Raw genomic sequence first — 16,121 nt, forward strand, 5'->3', positions numbered from 1 at the left:
GAGCCGCGCCCTCTCGACCCGGTCGATTGTCAGTGCCGGGTGGGAGACTTGAAGAGTGGTCAAGGAGCGCGCGGGCAGGGCGGCTTGACGGCCCGCGTGACCCCAACCACTCGACGCGGAAGGGGGATTGAACCCGTGAAGGGTGACCGTGTGGAGATCGTCGTGGACGCGGGCGACACGACGCGCACCTACGAGGTGACGGCGAGCAGAGCGGGCCGCCGGGTGGAGACGGCGATCCGCAGAGGGGTCGTCGAAGTGAGCGAAGTCACGCGAAACGGCACAGCGGTGCGCACCGCCCGCTTCATGGCGAACCGGGTGCTCGCCCTGGTCGAGCAGCCGGTGCCGCGGGAGGACAGTTCGGAAAGGTCCGGACACGGCGGGCGACCCCTCCGGGAAGACCCCGAGACGTAGGGGCGCGTCTCCACCCAGGGGAGTACGCACGACGCGGCGGCTCATCCTCGGGGAGGCCCGCCAATCGGTACGAGGGCATGACGTCCGGTGGTCCCACGCCGCCTAGATTTGAGGTCAAGCGGCGGGTGCAGCACTCGTCCCCCGAGGTCAGACGCCCGCCGCTGCCAACGACAACTGAGCGAGGTCAGGAGAGGGACCATGGCCCACACGGCACCGCGGACGCTGATCCGCACGGGGCGCAAGGCGTACGGCGCCGCGTTCCGCCCGAGCCGCACGGGCCGTCGCCACCCTGTGGTGGCCACGATCATGGCCCTTCCCCTGGCGGTCCTGCTCCTCGTCGTCTTCGACGGCTGGGAGACAGTGACCACACAGGCGTCGTCCGTGGGCGTGATGCTGGGGCGCTGAGCGGCGACCCCAGGCCCGGAAGAGCGGTCCGGGCGGGGACATCCACCCATAACCCCGTGGGGACGGGGGTGCGGCGGACGGCAGAATGCCGGCGCAGCTGGGGAGCTGCGCCGGCATTGCTCTGCCCTTTTCCCGCCCCTGCCCGCATCCTTCGCAGGGTCCTCGCAGCGGCGCCCCCGAGTCGGACCACCGTCCCAGGGCCGTACCCTCTCCGGGTGCCCAGTCCCGAGGGAGACCGCGTGACCACCCCGCTGCTCGCCGAGCTGACCGCCCGCGCCGGCGACCTGGCCCACCCGCGCACCGGCCGCTGCGTCTGCGGCACCGTCGTCACCCTCGCCGACCGCCCCGACGCCACCGTCGTCCGCCACGCGGCCACCGTCGCCAAGGCCCACGACCCGGCCACCGACCCCGCCGCGCTCGCCCTCCGCCTCGCAACGGCCGCCCGGCTCCCGGACGTACTGCTGCCGCCGTTGACGCCGGCGCCGGTCACCGTGCGGGGGCGGCTCGTCACGTTCTGGCCGTACGGCGCGCCCGTGGACCCCGACGACCCCGACGCGGCCCCCTGGGAAGCGGCCGCCGTTCTCCTCGCCCGGCTGCACCGCACTCCGCCGCCGGTGCCGCTGCCCGCGATGCGCGGACCGGTCAAGGCCGCCCGCGCGGTCGCGCTCCTGCGCGCGGCAGACCCGCACCCCGGGGCCGCGGCCGTCCTGGCCGCCTGGGACGGTCTTCCCGCCTGGGCTCGCGCCGAGGCCCCCGCACCGGGCCCGGACACCCTCTGCCACGGCGATCTGCACCTCGGCCAGCTCGTCCGGCGGCCCGCCGGCACCGGCCCCTGGCTGCTCATCGACGTCGACGACCTCGGCATGGGCCCTGCCGCCTGGGACCTGGCCCGCCCGGCCGCCTGGTTCGCCTGCGGCCTCCTGCCGCCCGGGCAGTGGGCCCGTTTCCTCGCCGCCTATCGCGCGGCCGGCGGCCCCGCCGTTCCCGCGGACGGCGATCCCTGGCCCGCTCTCGACGTCCCGGCCTGTGCGCTGACCGTGCAGACCGCCGCCCGGTCCCTGGCGAAGGCGGTGGCCGCCGGCCGCCCGCTGGACGAGGTGGAGGAGTCGTTCGTGGACGCCTGCGCGCGCATGGCCGGCCTCCCCGCCCGCTCGCACACGAACTTCGCGAAGTAGGGTGCAACCGACCGCGGCCGGACAGTGTCTTGTTCTGGCGATACGCGAAGCAGGACCGACCGGCGAGGAGTTGAGCCGACCATGCAGTGTCCGAAGTGCCACGCACTGATGCAGACCTACAACCGCAACGGCGTTCAGATCGAGCAGTGCAGCAACTGCCGGGGGATCTTCCTGGACTACGGCGAGCTGGAGGCCCTCACCCGCCTCGAGTCCCAGTGGTCGCAGCCGGTGCCGCCGCCCCCGGGCGCGACCCAGCCCTACCAGCAGGTCCCGCCCCCCGCGCCGGCGGCGCCCGCCTGGGGCGCTCCGCACGGCGGTCACCACGGCGGTCATCACGGTCACCACGGGCAGCACGGCCACAAGGGCTTCGGGCGGATGCTCTTCTCGTCCTGACAACGCACCGCGCGTGAACGACCCACGCGTGACCCGCGCACGACGACGGAACCCCCGGCCGTACGGGACGGCCGGGGGTTCCGGTGCGTGGACGATACTGGGATTGAACCAGTGACCTCTTCCGTGTCAGGGAAGCGCTCTCCCGCTGAGCTAATCGTCCTCGGGACCACGATCGGCGGATCATGGGCACTGCGTGCGCGATACTGGGATTGAACCAGTGACCTCTTCCGTGTCAGGGAAGCGCTCTCCCGCTGAGCTAATCGCGCGGGTACGGATCTCCGGGAGATCCAGTGGACGATACTGGGATTGAACCAGTGACCTCTTCCGTGTCAGGGAAGCGCTCTCCCGCTGAGCTAATCGTCCTTGGAGGTGGAGACGGGATTTGAACCCGTGTAGACGGCTTTGCAGGCCGTTGCCTCGCCTCTCGGCCACTCCACCAGGAGTGCGGGGACCGGGAGTCCCCTGCTTCCTTCGAGCGGACGACGAGGCTCGAACTCGCGACCTCAACCTTGGCAAGGTTGCGCTCTACCAACTGAGCTACGTCCGCCTGTCGTTTCGGCCCGCTCTCGCGGCCCGGCGACGAGTTGAACTCTAGCGGATTCCGGGGCCAGGACAAAAACGCGTTTGCGCAGCGTGCTGCGGTGCGCCTGCGCCTGGACGGCCCGCCGACGGCCGTACGACGTGGTCAGGGCGGCCGAGAGGTCACCGCGGGGCCACCCGGCGGACACCCACCCTAGACTCGACCGTGTGCTCGACCTCGCTCCACTGGCCCGTTTCGGCGACCGCGTCGCCACCGGTCTGCTCGACGTCACCGGCGACCCGGAGGCCCTGGAATCCACCGGCTTCTGGGCCGTCGTCGCCGACTTCGAGGGCCGTCTGACCTGCGCGCGCTTCGCCCACGTTCGTGAGGAGCCGGTGCCCGCGCCCGTGCCGGGCGACTGGCGGGGACCGGCACCCGGCGACTGGACGTCGTCGCTCGACCGCGCCGCGTACACGGCGGGCGTGCGCCGCGTCCGCGAGCACATCGCGGCCGGCGAGGTATACCAGGCGAACCTCTGCCGCGTCCTGTCCGCCCCCGCACCGCCCGGCGCCGATGTCGACGCCCTCACCGCGCTGCTCGCGCGCGGCAACCCGGCGCCGTACGCAGGAACGATTCGGCTGCCGGACCACGGCGTGGAGACGGCCACGGCCTCGCCCGAGCTGTTCCTGCGCCGCGACGGACGGATCGTGGAGTCCGGGCCGATCAAAGGGACCGGGCGCACCGAGACGGACCTCCTGGAGAAGGACTACGCCGAGAACGTGATGATCGTGGACCTGGTCCGCAACGACCTCGGGCAGGTGTGTGCGACCGGGACCGTGACCGTGCCAGACCTGTGCGCGGTCGAGAAGCACCCCGGTCTCGTCCACCTCGTCTCCACCGTCCGCGGCGAACTGCGCCCCGGCGCCGGCTGGCCGGAGCTGCTGGCGGCGGTCTTCCCGCCCGGCTCGGTCACCGGCGCCCCCAAGTCCAGCGCCCTGCGGATCATCCGGTCCCTGGAGACCGCACCCCGAGGCCCCTACTGCGGCGGCATCGGCTGGGTCGACGCCGACCGGGGCACCGGCGAGCTGGCGGTGGGCATCCGCACCTTCTGGCTCGACCGGGAGGCGGGGATGCTGCGGTTCGGCACCGGCGCGGGCATCACCTGGGGCTCGAACCCCGAGGGGGAGTGGCGGGAGACGGAGCTGAAGGCCGCCCGGCTGCTCAAGGTAGCGTCGGGAGCGTACGAAGTGAGTGGAAGCGGAGAGGGACTGCCCACGTGAAGATCTGGCTCGACGGCGGGCTCCGGGACAGCGAGGCCGCCCGCGTCTCCGTCCTCGACCACGGGCTGACCGTGGGCGACGGCGTCTTCGAGACGGTGAAGGCAGCCGACGGGAAGCCGTTCGCGCTGACCCGCCATCTCGACCGGCTGGCCCGCTCCGCGCGCGGCCTCGGCCTGCCCGAACCCGACCGCGACGAGGTCCGCCGCGCCTGCGCCGCCGTACTGGAGGCCAATCCCGTGCCGCTCGGCCGTCTGCGCATCACCTACACCGGTGGCCTCGGCCCGCTCGGCTCCGACCGCGGCGCGCACGGCCCGACCCTGGTCGTCGCCCTGGACGGGACTCGCCGCCGCCCCGACTCCACCGCCGTGATCACGGTCCCGTGGACCCGCAACGAGCGGGGCGCGCTCACCGGGCTGAAGACCACCTCGTACGCCGAGAACGTCGTCGCGCTGGCCCGGGCGACCCGGCAGGGGGCCACCGAGGCGCTGTTCGGCAACACCGCCGGACGGCTCTGCGAGGGCACCGGGTCGAACGTCTTCGTCGTCCTCGACGGCGAGATCCACACCCCGCCGCTCGCCTCGGGCTGCCTCGCCGGCGTCACCCGCGCGCTCACCATCGAGTGGACCGGCGCCAAGGAGACCGATCTGCCGCTGGACGTGCTGGCGCGCGCCGACGAGATCTTCCTCACCTCGACCCTGCGCGACGTCCAGGCCGTCCGCCGCGTCGACGACCGCGAACTGCCGGACGCCCCCGGCCCGGTGACCGCCAAGGCCATGCGCGTCTTCGAGGAGCGGTCGGGGCACGACCTGGATCCCTGATCCGCCGGGAGGCGGGAGTTCCCCGTTTTCCGTCTGCCGGCTTTCGCCGCCGGCCGGTCGCGCTGATGCGGCGCCGGTCGGGCTTACCCGGGTCGGTCCGTGGGCGGGCCTCCCGGTTCGGTTCGTCCGGCTTCCCGTCCGTTCCGTGGTCCGGTTTCCTGATCCAGTCCGCCCGGCTTCCCGGTACGGTCCGCGATCCGGTTTCCCGGTCGGGTGTCCCGCTCCGGCTTCCCGGTCCACCGCGTGGTCCGGTTTTCCGATTCGGGCCGATCACCGGTCGTACGGCGGGTAGAACACCGGTGATGACCACCACCCTGCGGCCGACCGAGCCGCTTCAGCGCGCGGCCGACGGGACGCTCTCGCGCCACTTCCAGGTGTGCGTGAACAGCCGCCCCGTCGGCGCGATACGCCTCGGCACCTCACCCGCCCTCGGCGAGTCGGTGGCCCGCATCCTGGATCTGCGCGTGGACGAGCCGGACCGCCGCCGCGGCCGGGCCACGGTGGCCGCGCTCGCCGCCGAGGAGGTGGCCCGCGGCTGGGGCTGCCGGCAGATCGAGGCGGCTGTGCCCGCCACGGCGGAGGCGGCACTGCGGCTGGCCACGGCACTCGGTTACGTCCCGCGCAACCGCGGCATGGAGAAGCGCCTCGGCGACACCCCGCCCGCACTCCCCGAGGGCAGCCGCGGGAGGCCCATGACGGAGGCCGAGTTCGCCGCGTGGCGGGAGCACGAGACGGAGCGTTACGCGCGCACCTGGATCGAGCGCGGCGTCCCCGAGGCGGCGGCCCGTGCCAAGGCGCACGACGATCACGAGCGGCTGCTCCCGCACGGCCTGGCCACCGAACACACCCTCTTCAGCGTCCTGGAGCAGGACGGAACGCGGGTCGGTGTCCTGTGGGTGACGCTCAAGGAGGACGACGCGCGCGTCCACGACGTCGAAACCGACGCGGCGCACCGGGGCCGCGGTCACGGCCGGTCCCTGATGCTCCTGGCCGAGCGGCAGGCGATCGCGGCGGGCCGTCGCGTCCTCAGCCTCAACGTCTTCGCGGGAAACACGCCGGCCGAGCGCCTCTACACGTCGCTGGGCTACGAGCCGGTCGTCCACATCCTGCACAAGCCTCTGCTGTAGCCACTGCTGCGGCGGCCCTTTGCTGCAGCCGCTGGGGGAGCCGCCGGAGGAAGCGGGCGGGGCATCCCTGCCGCGGGTGCGGAATCACGCCGGGGCGTGCGGGGCATCCGCCTGCCGCGGGTGCGGAATCACGCCGGGGCGAGCAGCCGGTCCACGATCTCCTCGACGCGCTCCCGCAGCCCTTCCTGGCTCTTGCCGCCGTCGAGCCGCTCCCCGCCGACGACGTACGTCGGGGTGCCGGTCACGCCGATCGCCTTGCCCTCGGCCTGGTCCGCGTCCACGATCAGGATGTGCCGCCCGTCGATCAGAGCGGTGTCGAACTCCTCCGCGTCGAGACCGAGTTCCCGGGCGACCTCGACCAGGAAGGGTTCGCCCTTGCGGCCCAGCTCCTCGACCCGCCCCAGCACCGCCTCGACGTACGCCCACCCCCGCCCCTGCTCCAGGGCCTCCTCGGCGGCCTGGGCGGCGGCGAAGGCGTGCCGGTGCTTCTCCAGCGGGAAGTGCCGCAGCCGCAGCTCCAGCCGGTCACCGTAACGGGCGCGCAGGGCACTCAGATCGTCCAGCGCGCTGCGGCAGTCGGGGCACTGGAGCTCGCACCAGACGTCGAGGACGATGGGCGTGGGGCGGTCGGCGGCGGGGGAGGAGTCGTTCATGCCGCCCAGTCTCCCAGTCACGGCCCGACCGGCCCAATCCGGGACGGGCGCGACCCCGGCCCGCCCTCGGGGGCAGGGGGTGGCCGGCGCCCGGGAGGAGCCGACCCGGAGATGTCCCTGATGTCCGGCCGCAGGCATGGCCCGCGGCCCGGCCCGGGGTGCACGATGGAACACGACGGACGGGGCGTCGCGCCCTGCCCGACCGAGCCCGCCTGGAGGACCGGATGCTTGCCGAGACCGTCTGTTCCGCCGTGGCCGCGGCAGGCCTGGGCATCGCCGCGGTGACGGCGTTCCGCAGGCGCTTCCTGACGGCCACCCGCATAGCCGCCTACTCCCTGGTCCCGCTCGGCCTGGTCATGACCGGCGTGGTCGAGTGGGCCGCCGACACCGCGTTCAGCCCCGTGGCCTGGGCGGGCGTCGGCGTGCTGGGCGCCGCCTGGCTGCTGTTCGCCTCGACGCGAGTGGTGGAGCGGCGGCGCGGCGGCAGCCGCAAGGAGCGCAAAGCTGCCGCGGCACAGCGTGACGCGGTGGCTCCCGGGGCCTCGGCCCCCTCGCTGGGCGCCGGCGCCCGACCGGCCGGCCGGGCCCAGGCCTCCCCACGGGCGGGAGGCCGTGCCGACGCCGGGGACGACTTCAGCGACATCGAGGCCATTTTGAAGAAGCACGGCATATGACCGTGCGGCGACCCGTGGGTCCATGCGGCCGTCCATGAGGGGACAGGGCCGACGTCGATCCGCGTCGCCCCGGATCGGCCTTCTTGTGATCCACGTCCGCGACCACGCGCGGGTGGTGCCAAGGCCGTCCCGAGCGGGCCGACCAGGTCTGCTGGACCGGCCCCGCCGACGCCATCAATCGTGCAGGGCCGGACGGAGTCGCGTCCGGCCCTGCTTTCATGTGTCAGCCACCGCTGACAGCAGCGAGCGCGACCTGGCCAACGCTCCCGGCGGGGCCTCCCGCCCTCCTGCTCGCGAGTTCAGGGGGTTCGGGCGGGCGGGAGCGCCGCTGTGGGGTCGACCGCCGGGCCGACCGTCCACGGTTGGGCGGTTGCCGCGACGGTCAAGGGCTCGGCCGTGGTCGTCGCTCGCCGTCCAGCGATGCGGCAGCCGAAGCAGTCCGGGTGCCCGCGTCGGGCGGTGACGTCCCTGACCCGCCAGTCCCACTGATCGGCCGGACGGGGCCCGCTCGGCTTGCCCCAGCCGGCCAGGTGGAGCAGCCATGTGATCAGTGCGGCTGTGGCGAGGGTCGCTGCGCCGATGAGGATGGTGAGGGCGGAGACGGCGACAACGCCGAGGCCGCAGAGACTGAACCCGATCAGGGCGATGGCGGTTCCGGTCCAGCCGGCCACGGTGTGGCCCATGTCGCAGTCTCCGTGTGCGCTCATCGTCGGGCTCCTTGTGCAGTGGGATGCTGGGCGAAGGGTGGCACTGTTTCGCATGACGTTTTAACTCGCGAGCTAAATTACTTAGATGCTAAGGGGATAGTGTGGGGAAGGGCAAGGCGCATCCGGCGGCGACGGCCGAACAGGCTCTGTACGCGATGGACCGGATGATCGCGACGGCACAGTTCGGGCAGCAGGACATCGCGCGCCGTCTCGGCCTCAACGTCACAGACCTCACGTGTCTGGGCTTCCTCATCGAGGCCGCAGCAGCCGGCGAGCACCTCGTGGCTGGTGACCTCGCCGAGCGCGCCCGACTGACCACCGGTGCGGTCACCGGTGTGCTCAACCGTCTGGAAAAGGCCGGTTACATCCGCCGCCAAGCGGACGAGGCTGACCGTCGCCGGGTGCAAGTGGTCATGGAGAAGACCGCGCAGGAGCGCATCCTCAGGGTCTACGGGCCGCTGTACGAGCGCCTGTCCGTTCTCTTCGCGGACTACGGCCCGGACGAGATCGCCGTGCTGGCCGACTGGTTCACCCGAGCCAGGGACCTGCTTCAGGAGTCCTTGGAAGAGATCCGTCGCGAGGCGGCGGCCGACCCACCGGCCGGCCGGTGAGTCACCTGTCCACCCCGCCCGCCTCCGTCGGTCGACCGCGTGCTCGTCCCCGCGGACGAGCACGCCCTGCGTCCGGTGCCGGCACTTGCGGGGTCCGTGTACGGCGCTCGGCGGCGCGAGTCGCACGGCGGAGTCGGAACGCGGCCCGATGATCAATCGCGTCCGCAGTGTTTGCAACCGGCCTGACGGTGAAGACGGTGCACTAACACAGTCTTTACATCACCAGGAGGAGACGCACATGGGCATCATCGCTTGGATTCTGATCGGTCTGCTCGCGGGCTTCATCGCCAAGGCGCTGATGCCGGGCAAGGACCCCGGCGGCGTCATCATCACGATGCTCATCGGCATCGCGGGCGGCCTCCTCGGCGGCTGGCTCGGCAAGGTGATCTTCGGTGTCGACTCCATCGACGGCTTCTTCGACCTGTCCACCTGGATTGCCGCGATCGTGGGCTCCGTCCTCCTTCTCCTCGTCTACCGCATGGTCACCGGAAACCGTCATTCCCACCGTCACGCCTGACCCGAACTCGGCTCGCGCGGAACGGCTGCTCGTCACCCGACGAGCAGCCGTTCCGCGTTGATGGCGTCGACGGACAGGGTGTCGATCCGGCACACGGGGAATCGAGCGGGGGACCACCGTGCCGTCGCCGTTGAGGCTGTCAAAGCACCGGTCCTGCCGATGCGGTGAATCAAGGGCGTTGGGGATCACCCTGCCAGGACGTACCCTCCGGCCCTCCGCCTTCGGCCGCCCTGGCCCGGCGCCGCCCGCCCGCGGTCGCGCCCGATTCCCCGGCGACCTGGAGATCGATGACGTCCCGACCGTCTGATCACCGTTGGTGTGGTTTGCCCCACTTTCGTGCTCGCAGAAATGGGCATTCCTGAGATTCGAAGACCCCTACCGGACCGTCGGAAGTTGTCGTCCGCCGTCAACAATCGCGCCGCCGATCACGGAATTCGGCGAACTCCCGCACATTTCTCGCGTGTTGATCACTCGGTCGCGGCTGCTTGCGGCATCATCGGCGCGAGATGCTGGACACGAAACAGAGCGAGACCGCGCCGCCGCAGGACGAGCCGCGTGGATGCCTCTTCGCCCTTTCCCAGCCACCGCTGATGATCTTCCTTGCGGTGATCGGGTGTCTGCTGCTCATGGCTGCGCTGCACGACCTGCTGCTGCTCTGAGCCGTACACGCGGTCCCCGGCGCCATCCGCCGGGCACCGCGTCGGCATCAGCCCGCCGCCTCCTTGCGGCGCGCCCGGTAGGCGGCCACGTGCAGACGATTGCCGCAGGTGCGGCTGTCGCAGTAGCGCCGGGAGCGGTTGCGGGAGAGGTCGACGAACGCGCGTCGGCAGTCCGGGGCCTCGCAGCGGCGCAGCCGCTCCCGCTCCCCGGCGACCACGAAGAACGCCAGCGCCATCCCGCAGTCGGCCGCCAGGTGGTCGGCGACGGAGGCGCCCGGTGCGAAGTAGTGCACATGCCAGTCGTAGCCGTCGTGGTCGGTGAGGCGCGGGGTGGTGCCGGCCGCGGCGATCAGCTCGTTGATCATCTGGGCCGCGGCCCGGGAGTCCGGGGCGGCGAAGATCCCGGCGAACCGGCTCCTGATCTTGCGCACCGCCGACAGGTCGAACTCGGAGAGCACTCCCACATCGCTGATCTGGTGCGTTCGTACGAATTCCGCGAGAGCCGCCACGTCCGGCAGCGCGTCCGGGGTCGTGTCGTCCTCCGGGGCGGTGTTCACCAGATCGACCACGGTGTCGAGGGCGCACCGGGTGTCGTGGGTGATCAGCACGTTTCGCTCCCTGGCCTGGGGGACGGGCGGGCGCCCGCCGATGCTGGCCGATGGTAGTGGCTCCCCCGGCGGGACCCATCGGATTCGGGCTCCGCCGCCGTCCCGCTGTGCTTGCCGGTAACAACGCGTGCCGGCCCCGGCACGGTTCCCGGCGGCCGGAGCGAAGGGCCGCCCGGAAGCGCACCGGCGCCGCCCTCGCGAGGGTTCGCGGTGGCGGCGCCGGTGTGTGCCGTATGAGGTTGTCCTGAAGCGGTTGTCCTCGCCCGAGCCGTCTCCCCGAGTGGACGGCGCCGGGCAGCTCCTCGGGGCTCTCCTAGCTTTCCGCCAGGATGTGCGAGAGCTCCTGGTCCAGGTCGAAGTGCCGGTGTTCCGTGCCGGGCGGCACGGCGGCGTCGGTTCGCTTCAGGAACGACTCCAGGGCCCGCGCCGGGGCCTCGAGGAGTGCCTCTCCCTCCGGGGAGCTCAGGGCGATGCACACGACGCCCTGACCATGACTGCGCGACGGCCAGACGCGGACGTCGCCGGTGCCGGTGGGACGGTGGAGCCCTTCGGCGAGGAGGTCGCGGGCGAACACCCACTCGACGGTTTCCTCGGCTCCGGTGTGGAAGGTGGCGTGCACGGCGTAGGGGTCGGCCGTGTCGTACCGCAGGCCTGCGGGGACAGGCAGGGAGGACTCGCTCGACACAACGAGGCGCAGGTGCAGCTCGCAGCTGACCGTGGTGTTCATAAGCGCCAGGGCCTTTCGCTCAGTGTGCGCTCGGGGATTCGCACGTCGGCGAAATCGACATGCCACCTACGGTGCCGTTGTAAACCCCTCTGAGTGTTTTGCGTGCCTTTACGTAACTCTTCCGGCGGAGAGCCCGTTCGCCGCATGCGCCCGTTCCGGTGAGTTGAGCGGCTCCGGTAGTGTCTGGCCGTATGAATACGGGGAGTCACCAGGCTGGCGAGGTTGCCTTGACGGCGAACGAGACGGGGACGGACGAGGTGCAGAGCGAGCGCGGGCTCGGGTCGCGGGCGCCCGAGTTCATCAAGTCGCGCCGACTGCTGCACATGAGCTGGCAGGTCGGCGTCTTCGTCGTCGGCCTCGCGGTCGTGGTCGCGGGCATCATCATGCTTCCGCTGCCGGGCCCGGGATGGGTGGTCATATTCGGCGGCATGGCGATCTGGGCGACGGAGTTCGTCTGGGCCCAGCTGGTGCTGCGCTGGACCAAGCGCAAGGTCACGGAGGCGGCCCAGCGCGCCCTCGACCCCAAGGTGCGGCGGCGCAACATCATCCTGACGACGATCGGCCTGGTGATCGTCGCCGCCCTGGCCGGCTTCTACTTGTGGAAGTTCGGTTTCGTGATGCCCTGGAAGATCAAGGACCAGTGACCGGCGACGGGCGCGCACACCCGACCCCTGACATGGGGTAATGTTCTTCCTGCGCCCGGGCGATTAGCTCAGTGGGAGAGCGCTTCGTTCACACCGAAGAGGTCACTGGTTCGAACCCAGTATCGCCCACCCGGACACCGGCCCATCCGCCTCGGCGGATGGGCCGCGGTCGTTTCTGCCTCCCCGCAGGTGGCGGGAGGCCGGTTGTCGTCGTCCGTGGTCGGGTGCTCCGGCCACTGTGGGCGAGTGGACGCCGGTCACCCAGTAGCCGCCTGTCGAAAACGCTGCCGGTGGTCCCGCGCGGACTTCCGGGCCGATGCCGGCCACAGCGACGATGTGCCCTGTGCCGCCCGTCTCGCGTCGCCTGTCGACGCTGTGCCGGTCGCCGCCGGCCGACGGAGCCGCGCAGGCCGCCGCCCTCCCCTGTCGCGGGTGATCGGTCGGCCAGAACGGCCTGTGAAGCCGCGCACGCCGGGCCGATGTGCCGCGCCGCCCTCCGGACCGCCGCTGCACGGGCGCCGACCGTCTGCGCGCCCTCGACACGCCCGGCCTCGTTCCGCCGCCGCGGCGCAGCGCGCGTCCTGCACCTCGCCGCCGCGGGGCCGCCTCACCCGCCCATCTCACATCCTCGCCCCATGGGCTTCCGTCCCGTCACCACCTACGCTTTACCCCACTGCCGCCCCACCGCCCCCGGCGAGCCGGCCTCTCCGTCCGACGTGCCCGCCCCACACCCCTCGCCCCCACCACACCCCACCCCGTCCAGCCGAGGCCCCACGTGTCCGCCCCCCCGACCCCCGTCCGACTGATCGATCATGAGCCCCTCACCTGCGCCTTCCGTCAGCTCACCACCCGCCCCCGCTCGCGGAGAGCGGCCGCCCGTCCGGTCACGGTCGCAAGAAATTCCTGTCCGAATCATTGACGCACCCCCAACCCCTTCGTACCTTGTGCCAGCAAGCGCTTACTTGAAACGATTCACGAAGCGGCGACGAAGCTGCGGGGAGGGGCCTGATGTCGGCAAGCCGAAATGTTGAGAGGCGTACGATCCTCAAGGTGGCCGGAGCCTCGGTGGCCTCACTCGGGCTGGCGGCGACCACCGGCTGCGGTGGCGACGGAGGAGCGTCCGCTGACGGCACGGTGACGATCCGTTACTCCTGGTGGGGTGCGGACGACCGGGCCCAGCGCATCAACAAGACGATCGAACTCTTCGAGAAGAAGTACCCGAAGATCAAGGTGAAGACCGACTTCCAGCCCTACGCGGACTTCTGGAAGAAGTTCAACACCCAGGCCGCCGGCGGCAACCCGCCGGACGTTTTCCAGAATGCGGTCGGATTCCTTCGCAAGTACGACGCCAAGAACGTGCTGCTGGACCTCAGCGAGCAGGTCGAGGCAGGAAATCTGTCCATGGACGGATTCCGCGCCGGTCTCGACAAGTTCGGCGAGATCGACGGCAAGCTCCTCGGTGTTCCGGTCGGTTCCAACTCCATGGCCATGGTCATCGACAAGCCCGTCTTCACCCGGGCCGGCGTCAAGCCGGAACAGGGCTGGACCTGGGACGACTACGACGCGGCGATGAAGAAGATACGCGACAGGACCGGCCGCGCCGGCGACAGCGGGATGTACGGCGTCATGTACCTGTACGACCTGTACCTGCGGCAGAACGGCAAGGCGTTCTTCACCGAGGAGGGACTCGGCTTCACCGAGGCCGACCTGACCGACTGGTGGACCAAGGCCGAGAAGGGCGTCAAGGAGGGCCTCTACGCCGACCCCAAGAAGGTCGCCCAGATCAAGCCCAAGTCGGCCGTTTCCGCGGAACTCGCGGGCTCGGAGTTCACCTGGGACAACTTCACCATCCGCTACACCTCCGAGGGCAAGAGTGAGTACGGCCTCGCCCCCATCCCCACCACGGACGGCAAGAAGACCGGCCAGTACCTCGGCTCCCTGATGCTGAGCGCGTCCAAGCGCACCCAGCACCCCAAGGAAGTCGCCCAGTTCATCAACTTCATGACCCACGACCCCGAGGTCGCGAAGATCATGGGCTACGACCGGGGCGTGCCGGCGACGGAGGCGCAGTTCGCCGCCTACCAGCCGACCGACGAGGTCAACAAGGCGATCGCCGAGTACGAGAAGTCCATCGAGGCGGCGGGCGTCCTGGAGCCCATCACCCCGCACCCGAACGGCGCCGACGTCTGTGAGGCCGCCTTCCTGCGCATCGCGGAGGAGATGGCCCTCGGCAAGCGGTCCGTGTCCGACGCCGTCAAGCAGTTCTTCAACGAGTCGAAGACGGCTCTCGCCGGCTGATGGGAACCACCGTGACACACGCCCCTGCGACGGAGGCCCCGACCAAGGGCGCCGAGCCGGAGCACGGTCCGGTGAACTCCCCGCGCCCCGCCGCCCTCAAGCGGCGGGGCCGCCGGGAGAACCTGGCCGGCTACCTCTTCATGTCCCCCTGGATCGCCGGTTTCCTGCTGCTGACGGCAGGGCCGATGATCGCCTCGCTCTACTTCGCGTTCACCGACTACAACCTGTTCGACGCCCCCAAGTGGATCGGCTTCGACAACTTCACCGAGATGTTCGGCGACCCCCGCTGGCGCCACTCGGTCCAGGTGACGCTCTGGTACGTCGCCGTCGGCACGCCGATCAAGCTGCTCGCCGCGCTCGGCGTGGCGCTGCTGCTGGCGCAGAAGCGGCGTGGCCAGGCCTTCTACCGGGCCGCCTTCTACGCCCCCTCGCTGATCGGCGCGAGCGTCTCCGTCGCCATCGTGTGGAAGGCGATCTTCTCGGACGACGCGGTGGTCGACCGCACCCAGCAGTTCTTCGGGATCGACGCCGGCGGCTGGACCGGCGACCCCGACCTGATCATCTACAGCCTCGTCGCGCTCACCGTCTGGCAGTTCGGCGCCCCGATGGTCATCTTCCTGGCCGGCCTGAAGCAGGTCCCGCGGGAGCTGTACGAGGCGGCCGACGTGGACGGGGCCGGCAAGTTCCGGCAGTTCTGGAACATCACCCTGCCGATGATCTCCCCGGTCCTCTTCTTCAACGTCCTGCTGGAGACCATCCACTCCTTCCAGATCTTCAGCTCCGCCTACATCGTGGGCGGCGGCGCGGGCGGCAACGCCTGCGGCCCCGCGGACGGTTCGATGGTCTACACCTGCTACCTCTACGTCCAGGGCTTCGAGAACAGCCGGATGGGCCTGGCCTCCGCCATGGCGTGGATGCTGCTGGTCGCGGTCGCCCTCGTGACCGCCGTGCTGTTCTGGTCCCAGAAGCGCTGGGTGCACTACGAGGAGGACGCCCGATGAGCGCTCCCGCCACCGACATCACTCCGGCCCGCACCGGCCGGGCCGCGGCCCTGCGCCGGAAGCTCCCCGGCTCGCTCGCCTGGCACCTCGGGGCGCTGGCCGTCCTCGTGGTCATCCTGTACCCCGTCGTCTGGGTCGTCGGCGGCTCGCTCAAGAAGAGCGAGGACATCGTCGGCAGCCTGGACCTCTTCCCGAGCGACCCGATCCTCACCAACTACGAACGGCTCACCGAGGGCATCGCGGACGTGGCGATCTCCACGTTCTTCGTGAACTCGCTGCTGCTGGCCGTCGGTTCGGTCGTCGGCATCCTGGTCTCCTGCTCGCTGACCGCCTACGCCTTCGCGAAGATCCGGTTCGCGGGACGCAACCTGATGTTCACGCTGATGATCGGCACGCTGCTGCTGCCGTATCACGTGTTGCTGATCCCGCAGTACGTGCTGTTCCGCAACATGGAAATGATCAACACGTACACGCCGCTGCTGCTCGGCAAGTACCTCGCCACGGAGGCGTTCTTCGTCTTCCTGATGGTGCAGTTCATGCGGAACCTGCCGAAGGAGCTGGACGAGGCCGCGCGGCTCGACGGCTGCGGGCACTTCAGGATCTACTGGTCGATCGTCCTCCCGCTGTCCCGGCCGGCCCTGATCACCAGCGCGATCTTCACGTTCATCAACTCGTGGAACGACTTCATGGGTCCGCTGATCTACCTCAACGAGCCCGACAAGTACACCGTCTCGCTGGGCCTGAAGATGTTCGTGGACCAGGAGGGCGTGGCCGACTACGGCGGCATGATCGCCATGTCGCTCGTGGCCCTGCTGCCGGTCCTGGCCTTCTTCCTGGCCTTCCAGCGGTACCTGATCGACGGCATGGCGACGTCCGGTCTGAAGGGCTGAGGT

General features: G+C 70.8%; 19 protein-coding genes and 6 tRNA genes. 16 read left to right on the forward strand and 9 right to left on the reverse strand.

What is annotated here, in order from left to right; all coding sequences use genetic code 11:
- The first annotated feature begins 135 nt into the window (after nt 1-135).
- From ACZ6KF_RS18150 to ACZ6KF_RS18165, 4 genes are all read left to right on the forward strand, one after another.
- Complete coding sequence (locus ACZ6KF_RS18150; protein WP_469159149.1) at nt 136-411, forward strand: hypothetical protein; 276 nt, start codon at nt 136-138, stop codon at nt 409-411.
- A gap of 198 nt (nt 412-609) precedes the next feature.
- Nucleotides 610-816 (forward strand): hypothetical protein, encoded by a 207-nt coding sequence (locus ACZ6KF_RS18155; protein ID WP_356627068.1) that lies wholly within the window; start codon nt 610-612, stop codon nt 814-816.
- Nucleotides 817-1,055: 239 nt separating this feature from the next.
- Complete coding sequence (locus tag ACZ6KF_RS18160) at nt 1,056-1,991, forward strand: phosphotransferase (RefSeq protein WP_469239202.1); 936 nt, start codon at nt 1,056-1,058, stop codon at nt 1,989-1,991.
- 81 nt (nt 1,992-2,072) lie between these two features.
- A complete protein-coding gene (locus ACZ6KF_RS18165; RefSeq protein ID WP_356627070.1) occupies nt 2,073-2,384 on the forward strand; it encodes a TFIIB-type zinc ribbon-containing protein in 312 nt (103 codons plus the stop codon).
- An 88-nt stretch (nt 2,385-2,472) separates the two neighbouring features.
- Here the strand turns inward: ACZ6KF_RS18165 and ACZ6KF_RS18170 are convergent.
- The 5 genes from ACZ6KF_RS18170 to ACZ6KF_RS18190 all read right to left on the reverse strand — a co-directional run bounded on the left by ACZ6KF_RS18170 (nt 2,473) and on the right by ACZ6KF_RS18190 (nt 2,931).
- Nucleotides 2,473-2,544, reverse strand: a tRNA-Val gene (locus ACZ6KF_RS18170).
- A gap of 34 nt (nt 2,545-2,578) precedes the next feature.
- Nucleotides 2,579-2,650: transfer RNA gene (locus ACZ6KF_RS18175), tRNA-Val, on the reverse strand.
- A 25-nt stretch (nt 2,651-2,675) separates the two neighbouring features.
- Nucleotides 2,676-2,747 (reverse strand) — tRNA-Val (locus ACZ6KF_RS18180).
- 1 nt (nt 2,748) lies between these two features.
- Nucleotides 2,749-2,822, reverse strand: a tRNA-Cys gene (locus ACZ6KF_RS18185).
- A 36-nt stretch (nt 2,823-2,858) separates the two neighbouring features.
- A tRNA-Gly gene (locus ACZ6KF_RS18190) sits at nt 2,859-2,931 on the reverse strand.
- A gap of 200 nt (nt 2,932-3,131) precedes the next feature.
- On the opposite strand from ACZ6KF_RS18190, the gene ACZ6KF_RS18195 reads away from it, so the two are divergent.
- From ACZ6KF_RS18195 to ACZ6KF_RS18205, 3 genes are all read left to right on the forward strand, one after another.
- Complete coding sequence (locus ACZ6KF_RS18195; RefSeq protein WP_469239204.1) at nt 3,132-4,184, forward strand: chorismate-binding protein; 1,053 nt, start codon at nt 3,132-3,134, stop codon at nt 4,182-4,184.
- A complete protein-coding gene (locus tag ACZ6KF_RS18200) occupies nt 4,181-5,002 on the forward strand; it encodes an aminotransferase class IV (RefSeq protein ID WP_469159152.1) in 822 nt (273 codons plus the stop codon). The genes ACZ6KF_RS18195 and ACZ6KF_RS18200 overlap by 4 nt, the downstream gene beginning before the upstream one ends.
- Nucleotides 5,003-5,304: 302 nt before the next feature.
- The gene (locus tag ACZ6KF_RS18205) at nt 5,305-6,129 is read left to right on the forward strand and encodes a GNAT family N-acetyltransferase (protein ID WP_469239206.1); all 825 of its coding nucleotides are present in this window, start codon (nt 5,305-5,307) and stop codon (nt 6,127-6,129) included.
- A gap of 128 nt (nt 6,130-6,257) precedes the next feature.
- Here ACZ6KF_RS18205 and ACZ6KF_RS18210 read toward each other — a convergent pair whose 3' ends face one another.
- Nucleotides 6,258-6,782 (reverse strand): DsbA family protein, encoded by a 525-nt coding sequence (locus ACZ6KF_RS18210; protein ID WP_469239208.1) that lies wholly within the window; start codon nt 6,780-6,782, stop codon nt 6,258-6,260.
- Nucleotides 6,783-7,006: 224 nt separating this feature from the next.
- Here ACZ6KF_RS18210 and ACZ6KF_RS18215 point away from each other — a divergent pair, with 224 nt between their 5' ends.
- On the forward strand, nt 7,007-7,456 hold the full coding sequence (locus ACZ6KF_RS18215) for a hypothetical protein (RefSeq protein WP_469159155.1): 450 nt from the start codon (nt 7,007-7,009) through the stop codon (nt 7,454-7,456).
- Nucleotides 7,457-7,755: 299 nt separating this feature from the next.
- On the opposite strand, the gene ACZ6KF_RS18220 is transcribed toward ACZ6KF_RS18215, so the two are convergent.
- Nucleotides 7,756-8,163, reverse strand: a complete 408-nt coding sequence (locus tag ACZ6KF_RS18220; RefSeq protein ID WP_356627076.1) for an HGxxPAAW family protein — start codon at nt 8,161-8,163, stop codon at nt 7,756-7,758.
- Nucleotides 8,164-8,318: 155 nt separating this feature from the next.
- Here ACZ6KF_RS18220 and ACZ6KF_RS18225 point away from each other — a divergent pair, with 155 nt between their 5' ends.
- The 3 genes from ACZ6KF_RS18225 to ACZ6KF_RS18235 all read left to right on the forward strand — a co-directional run bounded on the left by ACZ6KF_RS18225 (nt 8,319) and on the right by ACZ6KF_RS18235 (nt 9,950).
- Nucleotides 8,319-8,774: a MarR family winged helix-turn-helix transcriptional regulator gene (locus ACZ6KF_RS18225; RefSeq protein ID WP_356627135.1), complete on the forward strand. Its 456-nt coding sequence runs from the start codon at nt 8,319-8,321 to the stop codon at nt 8,772-8,774.
- A 238-nt stretch (nt 8,775-9,012) separates the two neighbouring features.
- Nucleotides 9,013-9,291, forward strand: coding sequence for a GlsB/YeaQ/YmgE family stress response membrane protein (locus tag ACZ6KF_RS18230; RefSeq protein WP_356627077.1), 279 nt, complete (start codon nt 9,013-9,015; stop codon nt 9,289-9,291).
- A gap of 506 nt (nt 9,292-9,797) precedes the next feature.
- Nucleotides 9,798-9,950, forward strand: coding sequence for a hypothetical protein (locus ACZ6KF_RS18235; protein WP_356627078.1), 153 nt, complete (start codon nt 9,798-9,800; stop codon nt 9,948-9,950).
- Between the two features lie 47 nt (nt 9,951-9,997).
- Here ACZ6KF_RS18235 and ACZ6KF_RS18240 read toward each other — a convergent pair whose 3' ends face one another.
- Both ACZ6KF_RS18240 and ACZ6KF_RS18245 read right to left on the reverse strand, forming a co-directional pair.
- A complete protein-coding gene (locus ACZ6KF_RS18240; protein ID WP_469159156.1) occupies nt 9,998-10,558 on the reverse strand; it encodes a CGNR zinc finger domain-containing protein in 561 nt (186 codons plus the stop codon).
- Nucleotides 10,559-10,871: 313 nt separating this feature from the next.
- Complete coding sequence (locus tag ACZ6KF_RS18245; protein ID WP_004002642.1) at nt 10,872-11,285, reverse strand: SsgA family sporulation/cell division regulator; 414 nt, start codon at nt 11,283-11,285, stop codon at nt 10,872-10,874.
- 191 nt (nt 11,286-11,476) lie between these two features.
- Here ACZ6KF_RS18245 and ACZ6KF_RS18250 point away from each other — a divergent pair, with 191 nt between their 5' ends.
- From ACZ6KF_RS18250 to ACZ6KF_RS18270, 5 genes are all read left to right on the forward strand, one after another.
- Nucleotides 11,477-11,929 carry a TIGR02611 family protein gene (locus ACZ6KF_RS18250; RefSeq protein WP_356627080.1) on the forward strand — a complete coding sequence of 151 codons (453 nt, stop codon included), beginning with the start codon at nt 11,477-11,479 and terminating at the stop codon, nt 11,927-11,929.
- A 57-nt stretch (nt 11,930-11,986) separates the two neighbouring features.
- Nucleotides 11,987-12,058, forward strand: a tRNA-Val gene (locus tag ACZ6KF_RS18255).
- An 879-nt stretch (nt 12,059-12,937) separates the two neighbouring features.
- Nucleotides 12,938-14,227 (forward strand): ABC transporter substrate-binding protein, encoded by a 1,290-nt coding sequence (locus tag ACZ6KF_RS18260; protein WP_356627081.1) that lies wholly within the window; start codon nt 12,938-12,940, stop codon nt 14,225-14,227.
- Nucleotides 14,227-15,228 (forward strand): carbohydrate ABC transporter permease, encoded by a 1,002-nt coding sequence (locus tag ACZ6KF_RS18265; RefSeq protein ID WP_469159157.1) that lies wholly within the window; start codon nt 14,227-14,229, stop codon nt 15,226-15,228. Before ACZ6KF_RS18260 ends, ACZ6KF_RS18265 begins: the two co-directional genes overlap by 1 nt.
- Complete coding sequence (locus tag ACZ6KF_RS18270; RefSeq protein ID WP_356627083.1) at nt 15,225-16,118, forward strand: carbohydrate ABC transporter permease; 894 nt, start codon at nt 15,225-15,227, stop codon at nt 16,116-16,118. Before ACZ6KF_RS18265 ends, ACZ6KF_RS18270 begins: the two co-directional genes overlap by 4 nt.
- The last annotated feature ends 3 nt before the right edge of the window (nt 16,119-16,121 follow it).

It is taken from the genome of Streptomyces sp. NPDC046379, from assembly GCF_055587785.1.

Bases quoted from the DNA above. Each gene is read 5' to 3' on its own strand.
- ACZ6KF_RS18245 (WP_004002642.1), bottom strand. From the start codon at position 11,285: ATGAACACCACGGTCAGCTGCGAGCTGCACCTGCGCCTCGTTGTGTCG.
- ACZ6KF_RS18155 (WP_356627068.1), top strand. From the start codon at position 610: ATGGCCCACACGGCACCGCGGACGCTGATCCGCACGGGGCGCAAGGCG.
- ACZ6KF_RS18165 (WP_356627070.1), top strand. From the start codon at position 2,073: ATGCAGTGTCCGAAGTGCCACGCACTGATGCAGACCTACAACCGCAAC.
- ACZ6KF_RS18250 (WP_356627080.1), top strand. From the start codon at position 11,477: ATGAATACGGGGAGTCACCAGGCTGGCGAGGTTGCCTTGACGGCGAAC.
- ACZ6KF_RS18215 (WP_469159155.1), top strand. From the start codon at position 7,007: ATGCTTGCCGAGACCGTCTGTTCCGCCGTGGCCGCGGCAGGCCTGGGC.
- ACZ6KF_RS18225 (WP_356627135.1), top strand. From the start codon at position 8,319: ATGGACCGGATGATCGCGACGGCACAGTTCGGGCAGCAGGACATCGCG.
- ACZ6KF_RS18220 (WP_356627076.1), bottom strand. From the start codon at position 8,163: ATGAGCGCACACGGAGACTGCGACATGGGCCACACCGTGGCCGGCTGG.
- ACZ6KF_RS18230 (WP_356627077.1), top strand. From the start codon at position 9,013: ATGGGCATCATCGCTTGGATTCTGATCGGTCTGCTCGCGGGCTTCATC.
- ACZ6KF_RS18260 (WP_356627081.1), top strand. From the start codon at position 12,938: ATGTCGGCAAGCCGAAATGTTGAGAGGCGTACGATCCTCAAGGTGGCC.
- ACZ6KF_RS18235 (WP_356627078.1), top strand. From the start codon at position 9,798: ATGCTGGACACGAAACAGAGCGAGACCGCGCCGCCGCAGGACGAGCCG.
- ACZ6KF_RS18270 (WP_356627083.1), top strand. From the start codon at position 15,225: ATGAGCGCTCCCGCCACCGACATCACTCCGGCCCGCACCGGCCGGGCC.
- ACZ6KF_RS18205 (WP_469239206.1), top strand. From the start codon at position 5,305: ATGACCACCACCCTGCGGCCGACCGAGCCGCTTCAGCGCGCGGCCGAC.
- ACZ6KF_RS18265 (WP_469159157.1), top strand. From the start codon at position 14,227: ATGGGAACCACCGTGACACACGCCCCTGCGACGGAGGCCCCGACCAAG.
- ACZ6KF_RS18210 (WP_469239208.1), bottom strand. From the start codon at position 6,782: ATGAACGACTCCTCCCCCGCCGCCGACCGCCCCACGCCCATCGTCCTC.